The following is a 15,658-nucleotide window of genomic DNA, read 5'->3' as shown; positions in this document are numbered from 1 at the left end:
GCAGCGGGCTCGTGGTTCTCCCGATGGGGGCGGGCCGGTGCGGGGCGCGGCCGGGCGGTGCGGTCGATGGCTGGGTTCAGGGTGTGGACACCTCGAACCGTGTGACGCGGACCGCGCCGCCGAGGGCCTGGGTGGCGTGGTTGAAGAGGGCGAACCGGTAGCCCATGAAGAACCGCCAGTCGTTGCCCATGGAGAAGGCGGGTCCGAGACGGGTGAACGTGATGCCGTCGGTGCTGTAGGAGAAGGTCCCGGGGCGCGGTGCGCCAGGGCGGATGTCCGCGTTCGCGCGCAGCCAGACCTGGCCGCCGGAGACGGGCGCGCTCGCGATCTCGGTGCCGGTGCCGGTGGTGTTCCAGTTGCTGTCCATGGTCAGCCCGGTCACCATCACCACCCGTGTCGCACCGCCGTCGCGTTTGAGGCCGATCCAGGCGGAGGAGTCACGCAGCAGCGCGAGCCCGGCCCGGTCGCCGTCCCGCATCGCGGAGTGGTCGAGATGGGCCGTGGCGGTGGAGGTGGGGCCCTGGATGCGGTGCGTGAGGGTGTTGCGGGCCCAGTAGAGGTCGTGGGTGACGGTCGCGGTCCGCAGCGTCAGGCCGCCGCCGACCGACCACTTGGTGTTGTCGGGGTTGTGGTTCCACTCCCATCTCGGTTTGAGGGTCGTACCGTCGAAGGTGTCGACGCCGGTCATCGGGGTGACCTGGCGGGGCGGAGTGGGTACGGCCGGACTGGGATAGGTGGTGCCCCACGCGCCGTTGACGAGCTGTACGACGGGCCAGCCGTCCGCGGTCCAGGTGATCGGTGCCAGGGCGGGCATACGGCCGCCGGGGTAGGCGTCGACGAAGGCCATGTAGTACCAGGCGCCGCTCTGCGTCCGCACCAGCCCGCCCTGGTGGGGGACGCCGCCGCCGGGGATCGGTCCGCGCAGGTCGAGCAGGACCTGCCGCATGGTGTACGGGCCGAAGGGACTCGAGGACTTGAGGATGTACTGGCCGTTCGCGGGGCGGGTCAGGAAGATGTAGTACTGCCCGTTGATCTTGTAGAACCGGGCGCCCTCCAGGGTGCCGACGCTGGACGGTGTCCTGAACACCTCCTGCGTACGGACCTGGTTGCGGCCGTCGGGCGAGAGCTGGGCCACGCTGATGGTGGTGTTGCCGTATGCCACGTAGAGGGTGTCGTCGGTGTCGACGAGCAGCCCGGCGTCGTAGTAGGGGGTGCTGATCGTCGTCAGTCTGCTCCACGGCCCCTCCACCGCGGTGGCGGTGTAGAGGTACGTCCGGGCGAAGTCGATCTGGCCGAGCCAGTAGAAGGTCCGGTTGCTGGGCCGGTAGGCCAGTGACGAGGCCCAGATTCCCCTGACGTAGCCGCGGGCGCCGTTCAGGTCGTACTTGGCGCCGAAGTCGAGGACGGGTACCGAGTGGCCGGCGATCTCCCAGTTCACCAGGTCGTACGACCGCAGCACGGGCGCGCCCGGCGAGTAGTGCATCGTCGAGGCCGAGGCGTAGTAGGTGTCGCCGACGCGAATGATGTCGATGTCCGCGAAGTCCTGCCAGATCACCGGGTTCGTGTACTGCGCCGCGGTCGCGAGGGCGGGCGCGGCAGGAAGGAGGGCGCCGGCGGCCAGGCCGGTGGCGGCCGCGAGTGTGCGGCGACGAGTGAGAGGTTGGTGTGACCATGACAGATCCATGGAGGTATTCGCCTCGAGTTCATCGGTGGGAGGGGCTCTGTCGTGTTCGAAATGGCGAACATGGTGCGACGTGTCGAGCATCACGGATGATAGGAGGCTGGTGTGGCCCGTCAACCTCTCTCGCGTAAGTCGTGTGCCGCTTCGAAATGTTCGAGGGGCCGGGTGTGGGTTCGGGGATGGCTCGGCCTTGCTCCACCCTCCTGATCGCGCGACAGATCCTGTTCCTGGGGGAGGTGTTGACATCACCGGGCGCCTCCCTAGTATCCGTGGGGCGTCTGAAGTTTCCGAACGTCGATCGAAATTTCGAACTTCCCTGTCTTCTCCTCTCTCTCCTGCAGAAGGAGTCCCGGTGCCCAGACGATCAGGCGGACGACTGTTCCGCCTCCTCACGGCCGCCGCGCTGACGGTGGCCGCGTCCGTGACGGCCTCAGCGCAGTCCACCGCCACGGCCGCGCCGGGCAGTCCGGCGCTCACCCCACCGCTGGGGTGGAACAGCTGGAACAGCTTCGGGTGCGGAATCACCGAGGCCCAGGTCCGCCAGGCCGCCGACGCGATGGTGTCCTCGGGCATGCGGGACGCCGGCTACCAGTACGTGGTGGTCGACGACTGCTGGTTCGACCCGCAGCGTGACGCGCAGGGCAACCTGCGGGCCAACCCGACGAAGTTCCCGAGCGGGATGAAGGCCCTCGGGGACTACATCCACAGCAAGGGCCTGAAGTTCGGCATCTACCAGGTGCCGGGCGAGCGCACCTGCGCACAGACCGTGGGCACCTACCCGGGTTCCACGGGCAGCAGGGGCCACGAGGTCCAGGACGCCAACACGTTCGCCTCATGGGGGGTCGACTACCTCAAGTACGACTGGTGTTCCTCGAGCGGTACGCGTGACGAGCAGGTCGCGCGGTTCTCGCTGATGCGCGATGCCCTGCGCGCCACCGGTCGGCCGATCGTCTACAGCATCAACCCCAACAGCTTCCACGCCATCACGGGGTCCACGTACGACTGGGGCGAGGTCGCCGACCTGTGGCGGACGACCGAGGACCTGCTCGACATCTGGCAGAACGGCAACACCAACAGCTACCCGATGGGCGTCGGCAACGTCGTGGACGTCAACGCGCCGCTGGCCGCACAGTCCGGCCCGGGGCACTGGAACGACCCCGACATGCTGGTCGTCGGCCGCCCCGGCCTGTCGCTGACCGAGTCCCGCTCCCACTTCGCCCTGTGGGCGCTGATGAGTGCCCCGCTGATGGCGGGCAACGACATCCGCACGATGTCCGCCGACGTCAGCGCGATCCTGCGCAACCCGCGCCTGCTGGCGGTGAACCAGGACTCCCTGGGCGCGGGCGGACGCCGGGTGCGCGACGACGGCAACACCGAGGTGTTCGCCAAGCCCCTGGCGGACGGTTCGGTGGCGGTGGGGCTGTTCAACCGGGGCGGGAACGCGGCGACGGTCACCACGACGGCCGCCCAGATCGGCCTGGGCGGAGGGTCGTTCACCCTCACCGACCTGTGGACCGGCGGCACGTCGAGCACGTCCGGGCAGATCTCGGCGAGCGTCCCCGCGCACGGTGTCGCCGTGTACCGGGTGAGCGGCGGCAGCCCGCTGGCCGCCACCACCTCACGCCTGCGGGGCAACGCCTCCGGCCGCTGCGTGGACGTGGACAACGCCTCCACCGCCGCTGGCGCCGCGACTCTGCTGTGGGACTGCCACACGGCCGCCAACCAGCTGTGGACCACCTGGGCGGGCGGCGAGATCCGCGTCTACGGCGACAAGTGCCTGGACGCCTACAACCAGGGCACCACCAACGGCACCCGTGTCATCACCTGGCCCTGCAACGGCCAGAACAACCAGAAGTGGACCGTCGGCTCCGACGGCTCGCTCCGCAACGTCCACTCCGGACTGTGCCTCGACGCCAGCGGGGCCGCCACCGCCAACGGGACCCCGCTGGTGCTGTGGACCTGCAACGGCCAGGCCAACCAGAAGTGGACCCGCGCGTGAGCGACACGGCACTGGGCCCAGGGCCAGAGTGACAACGGCTGAGCGCAGTGTCCGCCCGGGAGATCTCCCGGGCGGACACGGGCCGTGGTCGGGCACCGCAGTACCCGGCGGGTTTCCGCGCAGGCTTCGGCGGGTTTCCGCGCAGGCTTCGGCGGGTTTCCGCGCAGGCTTCGGCGGGTCAGGCGTTTTGGACCTGCTGGGCGCGGGTGGCGATCATCGAGGCCAGTTGCTCGAACTCCGTGCTCCATTCTGGGTCATCGGGCAGCACCGGATCGTATTCCAGCTTGACGAGGACCGTGCCGACGCGGAGCACGGCATGGGCTGTCGTCTCGTCGAGGTCGGCGTTGTAGTGGGTGAGCGCGGCGCGCTGGTCGCCGAGTTCCGGGAGGGGGATCTCCGTCGCCCTGTTGTTGTTGGCGATGCCCGACCGGGTTACCTCGAAGCCGCTCGCGCTCACCTCCACGCGAGGGCAGGACCACACCGTGAACAGTGCGTGAACCACCGTCCCCGTACTGTCGCGTCCGTAGGCGGTGGCGAATCTCGCCTGGGCCCCTGAGCACCCGTTGTCCTCGTCCTCGCCGGTCCTGAGGGAGCCGGATCTCTCCCAGCCGGAGGGCATGCTCGTCAGGTCCGGAACCACCCGCTTGACCTCGCTGACGTTCAGGGCTCGCACGGCATGGCGGGCGCTGTCGTCCTGCGCCGACTCGGGGGAGTCGTCGACCACGATCAGGCTGGTGCCCCCGTACACGGCCAGCACGACCAGGGCCAGGAGCAGAACGGCCCCCAAGGCGATGACGGCCCGCCCGCCCCGGGTGTTGTTGACGGTCAGCGGGCCGAGGGCGATGTGGCTGCGCGACACCTGGCTGCTGGTGATCAGCAGGCTGCCCGTGGTGTGGGTGCTCGGTGCGGTCAGCCGCAACCGCAACTGATGCCGCAGTTCCGGATCCGCCTCGATCTCCTCCTGGACCACGGACCGTGCCGTCTCCTGTGCAGCAGGGTCCTCCGGGGCCTGGTGCAACGTGTCCAGGGCCGCCCGTCCCCGCTCCGTTGAGACCAGCCGGGTGCGTAGGGCCTCAGCGACCGCGGTTCCGGCGCTCTGGCCGACTCCGCCCGCTGCTCCGGTCGCCGTCGCGGTCATCATCGCGACGGCCATGGCGGCCAGTTCAGATGTCTCCATGCGCTCCCCCGGTTCCGATGCGCGGCGCCGTCGAGGCCCCGAGTACGGATTTCGTCATGGCCATGCACGCGACATTCGGCGTGGCACGCCTAATGTCACCTGCGCCGGGCGGCCTGGTCTTTGGCCGAGCGCGCAGACGTCCTGTGCATTCAGCGCACGGTGGCCCGGACCTCGCTCGGCGAGACCCCGTACGTCCTGCGGAAGGCCCGGCTGAAGTCCGCGGGGTGGCGGAAGCCCCAGCGCAGGGCGGTCTCGCCGATCGTGCGGTGGTGCAGGCGGGGCTCGGTGAGATCGGCGTGGCAACGCTCCAGGCGGCGGCGCCGGATGGCTGCGGCGACGGACTCCGGCTCGCTCTGGAAGAGGTGGTGGAGGGTGCGTACGGAGATGTGGTGGTGGGCGGCGATGGCCGCCGGGTCCAGCGACGGGTCGGTGAGGTGGTGATCGATAAAGGCGCTGATCCGGGCGAGGAGTGCCGTCCTGCGCGTTTCGGCGGGGAGCGAGTGCTGGTCGCCGATCCGCGCCGCGAGAAGGGACGCGGCCAGGTCCACCCCGATGGCGCCGAGCCGGGCGAGCTCGGCGGGGCCCGTGGTGCGGGCGGCCTCCGGCAGGGAGGTCAGATACGAGCCCAGCAGGGCACCGGAGCCGGACTTGCCGGGCAGCGGCTCGGCCAGCAGGCGGTCGGCGCGGCCGTCGGCCAGGGGGAGGAGAGCGCGGGGGAGGCGCAGGAGGGTCAGCCGGACGGGGCCCCCGTTGTCCTTGAAATCGCAGGTCAGCGGCCTTGAGCTGGAGAACAGGGTCATGTCTCCGGGACCGAGGCACACGACGCCGCGGGCCTGTTCCAGACGGACCGTGCTCTCCCGGACCAGGAACAGGAAGTAGGCCTCGGGGTCTGCACGGCGGATGTGGGCAGGGGAACGCTGTGCGGTCATGGGAGAGAAGTCGAAGGCCGCGACCTGGCTGTGCGGGAGCCCCACTGCCTCTACCCAGCCCCGGAAACGGTTCGCGTGCGGACTCCGGGTCGACACGGGCATGACCTCGTGGCCGACCATGTCGTTCCACCAGCCGAAGCGGTCCGGCACCGGAATGTCGTCGGTGTCCACCGCCACCACCGGACTCGCCGCCGTGGCGTCCTTCCCTGCCATCTTGCTGAGACTGGACATACAACGATACTGCCCGGCACAGGAGTTGGCTGAGTAGTAGGTGCAGGGTCATCTGGCCATGGGGTCCCGGACCAACCCGTACGGGCTGGTCCGGGACCGGACCCCGTGGCACCCCGTGGCGCCACGCTTCAGGAGCCGGACAGGGCCGCTCCGCTGGCCCGTTGGACGGGACTCAGTACGCCAGTTCCCCGATGCCGCCGTCGACGCGCAGCACGGTTCCGGCGGTGTAGGCGGACTCGTCCGAGGCGAGGTAGACGGCCGCCTTCGCCAGCTCGGTGGCGCTTCCGAGGCGGTGCAGGGGCACGGTCCGCCGGAGTTCCTCGTAGACGGCCGCCTGACGCTCGGGGCCGAGGGGGCTGAGCGCGTTGGTGACCGTCGGCCCCGGGCTCAGTCCGTTGACACGGATCCCGTGATCCTTCAGCTCGTACGTCAGGCCGCGGGCGTAGGACAGCAGGCCCGCCTTGGACGCGCCGTAGACCGTCGCGTTCTCGTGCCCGACGTAGGCGGACACCGAGCCGACGAGGATGATCGAGGACTGCTTCGAGAAGAGGGGCAACAGTGACTTGACCAAGAAGAACGGCGCTTTGAGATTGGTCGCGAGGATCCTGTCGAACGCCTCCTCCGTCCATGCCTCGACCGGGAGATGCGTGACGTCGGCGGCGTTGCTCATCAGGATGTCGAGCTTGGGCCACTCCGCTTGCAGTCGCGCCGCGAGCGACGCCTGGCCGGGTACGTCGCCCGCGTCGCTGACGAGGGTCAGCAGCGGTGCCTCCAGCTCCCGGGCGGCTGCCGCCAGCCTCTCCCGCGAGCGGCCGGTGATCGCGACGGACGCTCCCTCGGCGAGGAACTCGCGGGCGGTCTCCAGCCCGATGCCGCTCGTCCCTCCGGTGATCAGTGCGTGCTTGCCTTCGAGACGACCCATGGTCTTCCTCCTGCTCGTTCGGTCCCGGCCCGCGTTCAGACCGCGGTCCGGCCACCGTCGGCGGCCACGACCGCCCCGGTCACGTAGCTGGCCCGGTCACTGGCGAGGAAGGCGATCACCTGGGCCACCTCGGCCGGGTCGGAGGTGCGCTTGAGGGCGGTGGTCAGACCCATGCCGCCCAGGTCCGGGCCCATCGCCGCGACCACCTTCGAGGTGCGCATCGGACCCGGGGCGACGGCGTTCACGCGTACGTTCGACTCGGCGAACTCGGCCGCCCAGGTGCGGGTCAGCGATTCGAGGGCTGCCTTGGTGGCGCCGTAGAGGGCCATGCCCGGCAGGCCGAGACCGGCCGCGGTGGAGCTGACGTTGACGATGCTGCCGCCACCGCCCGCGGCCATCTTCGGCGCGAGCAGCGCGGTGAGCAGGAACGGGGCGCGCACATTGACGGCGAAGGCGGCGTCATGGCTCGCGATGTCCTGCTCGGTGGTCGGGCCGAACATCATGACGCTCGCGTTGTTGATCAGTATGTCCACGGCCCCGGCGTCCTCGGCCAGCCGCTGTACGGCCGCCGGGTCGGACAGGTCCGCCGCGACGAAGCGCACCACGCCGCCGCCCGCACGCAGGTCGTCCACGACCTGGGCACCCCGCGCCGGATCGACGCCGGTGAGGACCACGTCGGCCCCCTCCGCGGACAGCGCGCGGGCCGTCGCGTGCCCGAGTCCGCCGACTGCCCCGGACCCGGTGATGAGCGCCGTCTTTCCTGCCAGTTCCATTGCCTCGCCCTTCGTGCGACACATGAGCGACCGACTTCTGTGCAGCCGTTCAAGAAGTGATGTGCCGGAAGCTATGACTTCTTGAACGCCCTGTCAAGAAGTAGTAGTCTCGGACACGTGGCAAGAACAGGACGCCCCCGAGAGTTCGACAAGGACCAGACGCTGGTACGCGCGCTGGAGCTGTTCTGGTCCCGGGGGTACGGCGCGACCTCGATCCAGAACCTGGTCGACGCGCTGTCCGTGGAGCGCGGCAGCCTCTACGGCACGTTCGGGGACAAGCGCCGCTTCTACCTCGATGCCGTCAAGCTCTACTGGGAGGTGTACGAGCGGCACCTGACCGCCACCCTCGACACCTCTCCCCTCCTGCCCGGCCTGCGCGAGATCCTGACCCACCCGGCCCGTCTGGACGAGCTGATCTCCGACCTGGGCACCCCGCAGGGCTGCCTGGTCGGCAACACCACCGCGGAACTCGTTCCCCACGACAGCGAGGCGACGGAGATCGTCGCCAGCTCCTACCGCCGCTTCACCGACATCGTCACCGACGCCCTGCGCCGTGCCCAGGCCACCGGCGAAGTCACCGACACCGCAACCCCCGAGGCCCAGGCCCAGCTCCTGCTCTACATCGTCCAGGGCCTCTCACTCGTCTCCCGGGCGGGCCTCGACAGGACGGCGGCCCTGGCCGCGATCGACACGGCGGTCGACGCGCTGCGCGCGTGACGCCCTCCGGCACCCGGTGCGATGCCGGGGCCGCTCTCGACGTCCCGGGTCGCTTCAGGACGCCTTGCCCTTCTCAACTGCTGGGGAAGGAGACCCTCGTGAGCTGTTCCGAGACCTGCCAGACGCGCTGGGCCTCCTCGGTGCCGCGCAGGCGCGAGTAGAGCTGCTGTTCCCCAGGGGGTCCGCCCAAGTGCCCCAGACCGCGCGGGCCGTAGAAGCGGCCCCGCTCGGCGTCCGCGGACGTGGCGGCGTACAGGGCGGGCAGTTTCGCGGTCTCGACCGTGCCGACGACGATGCCGCGGGCGGACAGGGCCCGGATCAGGCGTACCCCCAGCGTGTCCTTGGCGCGGCCGACCTCGGGGCGGGCGGCGAGGAGGCTGGTCGGGGCGACGCCGGGGTGGGAGAGGTTGCTGGTGATGTCCCAGCCGTCGGCCCGGCTGCGCCGGTCGAGTTCGAGGGCGAGGAGTCCGAAGGCGATCTTCGACTGGCTGTAGGCCTTCATGCCGTCGTAGGAGCGTTCCCAGTTGAGGTCGTCCCAGTTGATGGCGCCCTGCCTGGCGGCGACGCTGATCTGGGAGGTGACGCGGGCGTGTCCGGCGCGCAGGAGCGGCAGGAGGTGGGCCAGCAGGGCGAAGTGGCCCAGGTGGTTGGTGCCCCACTGGAGTTCGAAGCCGTCGGCCGTCGTCTGCCGGTCGGGTGGGGTCATGACGCCCGCGTTGTTGATGAGGATGTGGATCGGCCGACCCTCCTCGCGCAGGGTCTTGCCGAGGGCCTCGACGGAGGCGAGGGAGGAGAGGTCGAGGTCGCGGAGCGACACGTCCGCGTGCGGGGCGGTCCGGCGGATCGCGGTGAGCGCGGCCTCGCCCTTGCGTGGGTTGCGTACCGGCAGGAGTACTTCCGCCCCGGCCGCCGCCAGCCGTGTGGCGAGGCCCAGCCCGATGCCGTCGCTCGCGCCGGTGACGACGGCACGCTTGCCGGACAGGTCGGGGACGCTGATGTCGATGGGGGTGCGTGGCATGGGGCCCACTCCTGGGTTGTGTCGTCGTCTCCGCCGTACTGGAAGCAGGCTCCGCGGCGGTGGGTGGTGCGGGCGCGCGCCTGGCCGATGGGTGGTGGATCGCCCCGCCCTGGGTACGTCATCCAGCCTCGGGCGGCGCGGGGTGCGGGCGCAACGCGTGAAGGGGGGACTGACGATCCGTGGCTGCCGGGATGCGGCGACGGTAGAAAGGGGTGTCGGAGGAGGTGCGCACGGTGATCGATCGGACAGGGCTGGCGGAGTTCCTGCGGCGCCGTCGGGAGGCGATGCAGCCCGAGGACGTCGGCCTTCCGCGGGGGCGGCGCCGCAGGACCAGCGGGCTGCGGCGGGAGGAAGTGGCCGTGCTGTGTCACATGTCCACCGACTACTACGCCCGGCTGGAGCGGGAGCGCGGGCCCCAGCCGTCCGAGCAGATGATCGCCTCCATCGCGCAGGGGCTCCACCTCTCCCTCGACGAGCGCGACCACCTGTTCCGGCTCGCCGGACACACCCCGCCCCCGAGGGGCGCCGACAGTGACTACATCGGCCCCGGCCTGCTGCGGATCCTCGACCGCTTGTACGACACTCCCGCGGAGATCGTCACCGAGCTGGGTGAGACGCTGCGGCAGACCCCGCTCGGCGTCGCGCTCACCGGTGACCTGACCGGCTACAGCGGCCCGGCCCGCAGCCTCGGCTACCGGTGGTTCACCGACCCCGCGGCCCGGCGGCTCTACGCCCCCGAGGAGCATGAGTTCCTCACGCGCATGTTCGTCTCGGGTCTGCGCGGGGTGGCCACGCTGCGGGGACCCGGGTCGCGGGCGGCTCACTACGCCGATCTGCTGCTGGCGCGGAGTGAGGAGTTCCGGCGGGTGTGGGACGCCCACGAGGTCGGTATCCGGCCCCGTGAGGTGAAGCACTTCGTCCATCCCGAGGTCGGAGCCCTGGAGCTGACGTGTCAGACGCTCCTCGATCCCGACCAGTCGCACTTCCTGCTCGTCTACACCGCCGTACCCGGCAGCGAGAGCTACGAGAAGTTGCGGTTGCTGTCCGTCATCGGAGCGCAGGCGTTGCGCTGAACCCCCCTCGCGCTCCGCCAGAGCCTCGCTCACGGCCGCTCCCGGACGCGGCGGCGGGCGGCTGGGAGGGGGACGGGGTCCGCGCCGGGGACGACGGTGTTGGTGAGGGTGCCGATGCCCTCGACGGTGAGGGTGACGGTGTCGCCGGGCCTCAGCGGCGGTGGGGACCGGTCGCCGCGGCGGCCCCACAGTTCGGCGAGGCAGCCGCCGTTGCCGCAGGTGCCCGAGCCGAGGACGTCGCCGGGGACGACGCGGGTGCCTCGGGAGGCGTAGGCGGTCATCTCCTCGAAGGTCCAGCTCATGTGGGACAGCAGGTCCTCGCCCACGGTCTCGCCGTTGATCTCGGCGGTCAGGGCGAGGCGCGGGAAGCCGTCGGCGTCGCGGTAGGGCTCCAGTTCGTCGGCGGTGACGAGGTACGGGCCGAGGGTGGTGGCGGTGTCCTTGCCCTTGCAGGGGCCGAGACCGACGCGCATCTCCGCGGACTGGAGGTCGCGGGCGGACCAGTCGTTGAGGACGGTGTACCCGACGATGTGGTCGCGGGCCTGCTCGGGGGTGAGGTCGCGGCCCTCGCGGCCGATGACGGCGCCTACTTCGAGTTCGAAGTCGAGGACGGTCGAGCCGGGTGGCACGGGTATGTCGTCGTACGGGCCGTAGATCGCGTGCGGGTTGGTGAAGTAGAAGGTCGGGGCCGCGTACCACTGCTCGGGGACACCGTCGGCACCGTCCACCGCGCGGCGCATCCCTTCGACATGTTCCTCGAAGGTCACGAAGTCCCGCACCGAGGCGGGCCGGAGCGGGGGCAGGAGCCGTACCTGCGAGACATGTGGGCCGGGGGAGACGTCCCGGGCCGCCGCCCCGGCGGTGAGCAGGCCGGGCAGGCCGCCGGTCTCCCGCAGCAGGTCGGTGAGTGACGTGACGCCGGGCAGGGGGAGGAGGGTGCCGTCCCCGTCCACCACGGCGACGTGGCGGCGGTGCCGGTGTGCGTAGGTGGCGAATCTCATGGCGCGGCTCAGACCGGCGGGGCGACGAAGACGCCGCGGTCGGGGTCGTTGAAGGACTCCTTGGCGACCAGTTCGTTCATGGGGTTGGCGGTGCCCCACTGGTCGGTGACCTCGGGCCGCGAGAAGTCGTAGACGTGCGGGTGCCAGGTGTCCTCGTCGAGGCACTCCAGCTCGGTGGTGTACTCGACGGTGTTGCCGTGCGGGTCGAGGAAGTAGGTGAAGGTGTTGTCCCCGGCCATGTGCCGCCCGGGGCCCCAGATCTTGCGGAAGCCCGCCCGCATGACACGTCCGGAACCGCGCATGTACTCGTCCAGGCCGCGCATCTCGAAGGAGACGTGGTGCAGGGAGGTGTGCGGGCCCTTCGCCAGCGCCATGGAGTGGTGCTGGTTGCTGATCCGCATGAAGTGCATGACCTCGCCCAGGTGCGGGGAGCTGAGGGTGTCGGAGAGCGCGAAGCCGAGGTGGCGCTCGTACCACTGACGCGTGCGGTCCAGGTCGGGGGAGTTGAGGACGACGTGGCTCAGCTTGACCGGGATCGACTCCTTCTCCTCGATCTTGCGGTGCTGCCTGACCTCGACGTCTGCGGAGACCTCGAGGGTGCGGCCGTCGACGTCGAAGAAGCGGAAGCCGTAGCCGCCGCCGGGGGTGTCGACCGTGCCCGGCCGGGATATCAACTGGACTCCCCCCGCCAGGAGTTCCTCGGCGAGGGTGTCGACGTCCGCGCGGGAGGCGGTCCCGTAGGAGACCAGGTCGAGGCGCTTCTCGTCGGCCCTGCGCAGCCGGACGACGTACTGCTCCGGGGAGCCCTCGGCGGCCAGGAAGGAGATGCCGGAGTCCTCGGCGACCTTGGTCAGGCCCCACACACCGGCGTAGAAGTCGAACTGCTTGTCGTAGTCGGGCACGGCGAGGTCGACGTGCCGCAGATGGGTGAGCAGACGCATGAGATCACTCCAGGGAGAGGAGGGCGGCGGCGTTGCCGCCGCGTACGGCGTGGAAGTCGGCGTCGGGCAGCCGGGCGGCGCGCAGCGCGCCGACGGGGTCCTCGGTGCCCATGTCGAACGGGAAGTCCGAGCCGAGCAGCACCCGGTCGGCGCCCGCGACGCGCACCAGCTCCCGCAGCACGTGCGGGTCGTGGACGAGGGAGTCGAAGTACAGGCGCTTCAGGTAGCCGCTGGGCGGGTGCGCGCAGCCCCGTGCGTCGGGCCGGGCCCGCCAGGCGTGGTCGGAGCGGCCGAGGTGGGTGGGCAGATAACCCCCGCCGTGCGCGGCGATCAGCCGCAGTCCCGGGTGCCGGTCGAGCACACCGGAGAAGATCAGGTGGGAGAGGGCGACGGCGTTCTCCGTCGGCTGGCCCACGGTGTTGGACAGGTACCAGCGGTCCAGCCGTTCGTCGAGCGTGCAGCCGAAGGGGTGCAGGAAGACCAGAGCGCCCGTTCGCTCGGCCCGGCTCCAGAAGGGCGCGTAGGCCGGGTCGGACAGGTCCCGGCCGGGGGCGTGGCTGGAGACCTCCACCCCGGCCAGGCCGCACGCCAGGGCGTGGTCGAGGGCGCGGACCGCGAGGCCGGGGTGCTGGAGCGGCACGAGACCGAGCCCGCGCAACCGGTCGGGTGCGGCCGAACAGTGCGCCGCCGTCGCCTCGTTGGCGAGCCGGTACAGCTTCTCCGCCGTGTCCTCGTCGGCCCAGTAGTGGTAGTGCGAGGGGGAGGGGCTGACCAGCTGTACGTCCACGCCCTGCGCGGTCATCGCGGCCAGCCGCACCGCGGCGTCCGTCAGCCGCGGTATCCGCTCGCGCACCATGGGTCCGCTGACGGCGAGGGCTTCCGGACCGTTGCGCAGGGCGTCCAGCGCCCTCGCCTCCGCGAGACCGGACACCCCGTCCACCAGGGCCTCCACCTCGGGCAGCAGGACGTGCGCGTGGACATCGACGGTGGGCGTGGTCACGGCAGCTCCCGCAGCATGGTCACGGTGCGGGCCATGAGCCCGGGTACGTCCGCGTCACGGACGCCGTCGAGCTGCCACTGCCCGAGCCGCACGGACGCTTCGACGACCGGCCGGACGCGGGCGATCCGCCGCTCGTAGTACGCCTGGAAGAGTGCGTCGTCCCAGGCGTCGGACGCGGTCAGCAACTCGGCGAGCACGGACGCGTCCTCCAGGGACATCGCGGCGCCCTGGGCGAGGGTGGGCGGGCAGCAGTGCGCGGCGTCGCCGACGAGGACGACCCGGCCGCGGTGCCAGGAGCCCTCGACCAGCATGCGGTCGAACCAGGTGTAGTTGACCTTCGCCGGGTCGGTGATGTGCCCGGTGATCTCCGGCCAGAAGCCGCCGTAGGCGGAGGCCAGGCGCCGCATCTCGTCGGCGTACGACTCGGGCGGCAGGGCGGCGCGGTCGCGGTTGGCCTCGACGACGTACGCGTACAGGGTGGTCTCGCTGGTGGGGCAGTACCCGGCGATGTAGGCGGGGCCGCCGTAGGCCAGGTCGGTGCGGACCACGCCCGCCGGGCGCGGGGCGGCGACGCGCCAGATGGCCATGCCGGTCGGCTCGGGCCTGTCGGTGATGCCGATCGCGGCGCGGGTGGCGGAACCGAGGCCGTCGGCGGCTACGACGAGGTCGTAGCGGCGCTCGGTGCCGTCGCTGAGGCGGACGGAGACACCGTCGGCGTCCTGGCCCAGGAGGTCGGCGGTGGTGCCGAGGCGCACGGTGGCGCCGCTGGCCCGTACGGCCTCGATGAGGATCCGCTGGAGCCTCGGACGCTGCATGCCGACCGTGGCGGGCAGGTCGTCGCCCCCGGTGCCCGGGTCGTCCTGGGTGTGCAGGACGGTGCCGTCGGGGGTGGTGATGCCGACGGAGCCGAAGGCGAAGCCGGACGCCTGCACCTGCTCCCAGACGCCGAGTTCGCGCAGGACGCGCAGGGCGTTGCCCTGGAGGGTGATGCCGGAGCCCGCGGTGGCGTTCCAGTCGTCCTTGGCCTCGACCAGGTCCACGGCCAGTCCGGCCCGGCGCAGCAGGACCGTCGTGGCGTTGCCTGCCGCGCCACCGCCGATCACCAGCACCGTGCGGGGTGTGCTCATAGGAAACTCCCTTGTTCCGTACGTCATTTGACGGCGACCGGGTTGACGGGGGAGCCGACCGCGCCGGTGATGGGCAGGGGCGCGGCGGTGAGCCAGAAGGCGTACCGGCCGTCGGCGGCGCAGTCCTCGGCGAGGGCGTCCAGGTCCCACATCTCGCCGATGAGCAGGCCGAGGTGGGGGATGGCGACCTGGTGCAGCGGCTGGAAGGCGTGCTCGAACTCGTTGGGGCGGACCTCGAAGCCCCAGGTGTCGGTGGCGAGCGCGGCGATCTCGGTCGCGTGCAGCCAGCCTGCCGTGGTGAAGGACAGGCCGGGCGCCGGGCCGCCCGCGTAGTCGCCCCAGCCGTCGCGGCGGGCACGCGAGAGCTGTCCGGTGCGCACCAGGACGATGTCACCCCGGCCGACGGCCACCCCGTGGGCCTCGGCGGTCGCGCGCAGATGCTCCTCGGTGATCGCGAACCCGTCGGGCAGCTCCCCGTCGGTGCCGATCACCCGGCCGACGTCGAGCAGCACGCCCCGACCGGCGACGTACGGCGCCATGTGCTCGATGCCGGTGACGAGGTCGCCGTCGGAGGTGACGACCTTCTCGGCGGCCCGGCCGTTCCACGCCCTGCCGTGGTCGAAGATGTGGCCGAGCCCGTCCCACTGCGTCGAGCACTGCAGCGGCATGGAGATCACGTCGTCGGCACCGCCGATGCCGTGCGGGAAGCCCTGGTTGCCGAGCGCGGCGTCGGTGCCGGTGTCCAGCATGGTGTGCACCGGGTTGGTGCGGCGCCGCCAGCCCTTCTGCGGCCCGTTCATGTCGAAGGACTGCGCCAGCGAGAAGCTGACACCGCGCCGCACCAGGGCCGCGCCCGCACGGCGCTTGCCCTCGTCCAGGAAGTTGAGGGTGCCGAGCCGGTCGTCCGCGCCCCAACGCCCCCAGTTGGAGTACGCCGTGGCGGCCTCGGCGATCGCGCCCTCGGGGTCGTGCCGGTTGATGGCGTCCTTGGGGTCGTGCCGGTTGATCGCGCCCTCGGGATCGTGCCGGTTGATCGCGCCCTCGGGATCGTGCCGGTTGATCGCCCCCT

14 protein-coding genes are annotated in these 15,658 nt (G+C 71.1%); 3 read left to right on the top strand and 11 right to left on the bottom strand.

Features of this window, described 5'->3' with window-relative positions; translation table 11 throughout:
- Window positions 1-76 precede the first annotated feature (76 nt).
- Window positions 77-1,684: a glycoside hydrolase 43 family protein gene (locus tag ACFVQG_RS00840; RefSeq protein WP_383375270.1), complete on the bottom strand. Its 1,608-nt coding sequence runs from the start codon at window positions 1,682-1,684 to the stop codon at window positions 77-79.
- 349 nt (window positions 1,685-2,033) lie between these two features.
- Here ACFVQG_RS00840 and ACFVQG_RS00835 point away from each other — a divergent pair, with 349 nt between their 5' ends.
- Window positions 2,034-3,680 (top strand): glycoside hydrolase family 27 protein, encoded by a 1,647-nt coding sequence (locus ACFVQG_RS00835; RefSeq protein ID WP_383375268.1) that lies wholly within the window; start codon window positions 2,034-2,036, stop codon window positions 3,678-3,680.
- A gap of 178 nt (window positions 3,681-3,858) precedes the next feature.
- On the opposite strand, the gene ACFVQG_RS00830 is transcribed toward ACFVQG_RS00835, so the two are convergent.
- From ACFVQG_RS00830 to ACFVQG_RS00815, 4 genes are all read right to left on the bottom strand, one after another.
- The gene (locus ACFVQG_RS00830) at window positions 3,859-4,857 is read right to left on the bottom strand and encodes a hypothetical protein (RefSeq protein WP_383375266.1); all 999 of its coding nucleotides are present in this window, start codon (window positions 4,855-4,857) and stop codon (window positions 3,859-3,861) included.
- A 149-nt stretch (window positions 4,858-5,006) separates the two neighbouring features.
- Window positions 5,007-6,017 (bottom strand): helix-turn-helix domain-containing protein, encoded by a 1,011-nt coding sequence (locus ACFVQG_RS00825; RefSeq protein WP_383375264.1) that lies wholly within the window; start codon window positions 6,015-6,017, stop codon window positions 5,007-5,009.
- A 172-nt stretch (window positions 6,018-6,189) separates the two neighbouring features.
- The gene (locus ACFVQG_RS00820) at window positions 6,190-6,939 is read right to left on the bottom strand and encodes an SDR family oxidoreductase (RefSeq protein WP_383375262.1); all 750 of its coding nucleotides are present in this window, start codon (window positions 6,937-6,939) and stop codon (window positions 6,190-6,192) included.
- 35 nt (window positions 6,940-6,974) lie between these two features.
- Window positions 6,975-7,712: an SDR family NAD(P)-dependent oxidoreductase gene (locus ACFVQG_RS00815; protein ID WP_383375260.1), complete on the bottom strand. Its 738-nt coding sequence runs from the start codon at window positions 7,710-7,712 to the stop codon at window positions 6,975-6,977.
- Between the two features lie 117 nt (window positions 7,713-7,829).
- Between ACFVQG_RS00815 and ACFVQG_RS00810 the strand changes: the two genes are divergently transcribed.
- Complete coding sequence (locus tag ACFVQG_RS00810) at window positions 7,830-8,429, top strand: TetR/AcrR family transcriptional regulator (protein ID WP_383375259.1); 600 nt, start codon at window positions 7,830-7,832, stop codon at window positions 8,427-8,429.
- A gap of 73 nt (window positions 8,430-8,502) precedes the next feature.
- Here the strand turns inward: ACFVQG_RS00810 and ACFVQG_RS00805 are convergent, their stop codons facing one another.
- A complete protein-coding gene (locus ACFVQG_RS00805; protein ID WP_383375257.1) occupies window positions 8,503-9,447 on the bottom strand; it encodes an SDR family oxidoreductase in 945 nt (314 codons plus the stop codon).
- A 233-nt stretch (window positions 9,448-9,680) separates the two neighbouring features.
- On the opposite strand from ACFVQG_RS00805, the gene ACFVQG_RS00800 reads away from it, so the two are divergent.
- Window positions 9,681-10,520, top strand: coding sequence for a helix-turn-helix transcriptional regulator (locus ACFVQG_RS00800; RefSeq protein WP_383375255.1), 840 nt, complete (start codon window positions 9,681-9,683; stop codon window positions 10,518-10,520).
- Window positions 10,521-10,549: 29 nt separating this feature from the next.
- On the opposite strand, the gene ACFVQG_RS00795 is transcribed toward ACFVQG_RS00800, so the two are convergent.
- From ACFVQG_RS00795 to ACFVQG_RS00775, 5 genes are read right to left on the bottom strand one after another with little or no spacing between them, the layout of a single operon-like run.
- Window positions 10,550-11,521 (bottom strand): fumarylacetoacetate hydrolase family protein, encoded by a 972-nt coding sequence (locus tag ACFVQG_RS00795; protein ID WP_383375253.1) that lies wholly within the window; start codon window positions 11,519-11,521, stop codon window positions 10,550-10,552.
- A gap of 8 nt (window positions 11,522-11,529) precedes the next feature.
- Window positions 11,530-12,462 carry a VOC family protein gene (locus ACFVQG_RS00790; protein WP_383375251.1) on the bottom strand — a complete coding sequence of 311 codons (933 nt, stop codon included), beginning with the start codon at window positions 12,460-12,462 and terminating at the stop codon, window positions 11,530-11,532.
- 4 nt (window positions 12,463-12,466) lie between these two features.
- Window positions 12,467-13,462: an amidohydrolase family protein gene (locus ACFVQG_RS00785; protein ID WP_383375249.1), complete on the bottom strand. Its 996-nt coding sequence runs from the start codon at window positions 13,460-13,462 to the stop codon at window positions 12,467-12,469.
- The gene (locus tag ACFVQG_RS00780) at window positions 13,459-14,589 is read right to left on the bottom strand and encodes an FAD-dependent oxidoreductase (protein ID WP_383375247.1); all 1,131 of its coding nucleotides are present in this window, start codon (window positions 14,587-14,589) and stop codon (window positions 13,459-13,461) included. The genes ACFVQG_RS00785 and ACFVQG_RS00780 overlap by 4 nt, the downstream gene beginning before the upstream one ends.
- 23 nt (window positions 14,590-14,612) lie before the next feature.
- Window positions 14,613-15,569, bottom strand: a complete 957-nt coding sequence (locus tag ACFVQG_RS00775; RefSeq protein WP_383376482.1) for a cyclase family protein — start codon at window positions 15,567-15,569, stop codon at window positions 14,613-14,615.
- Window positions 15,570-15,658 lie beyond the last annotated feature (89 nt).

The sequence above is a fragment of the Streptomyces sp. NPDC057877 genome, from assembly GCF_042796855.1.
Classification (GTDB): Bacteria; Actinomycetota; Actinomycetes; order Streptomycetales; family Streptomycetaceae; genus Streptomyces.
This window is presented reverse-complemented; position numbering and strand designations above follow the sequence as displayed.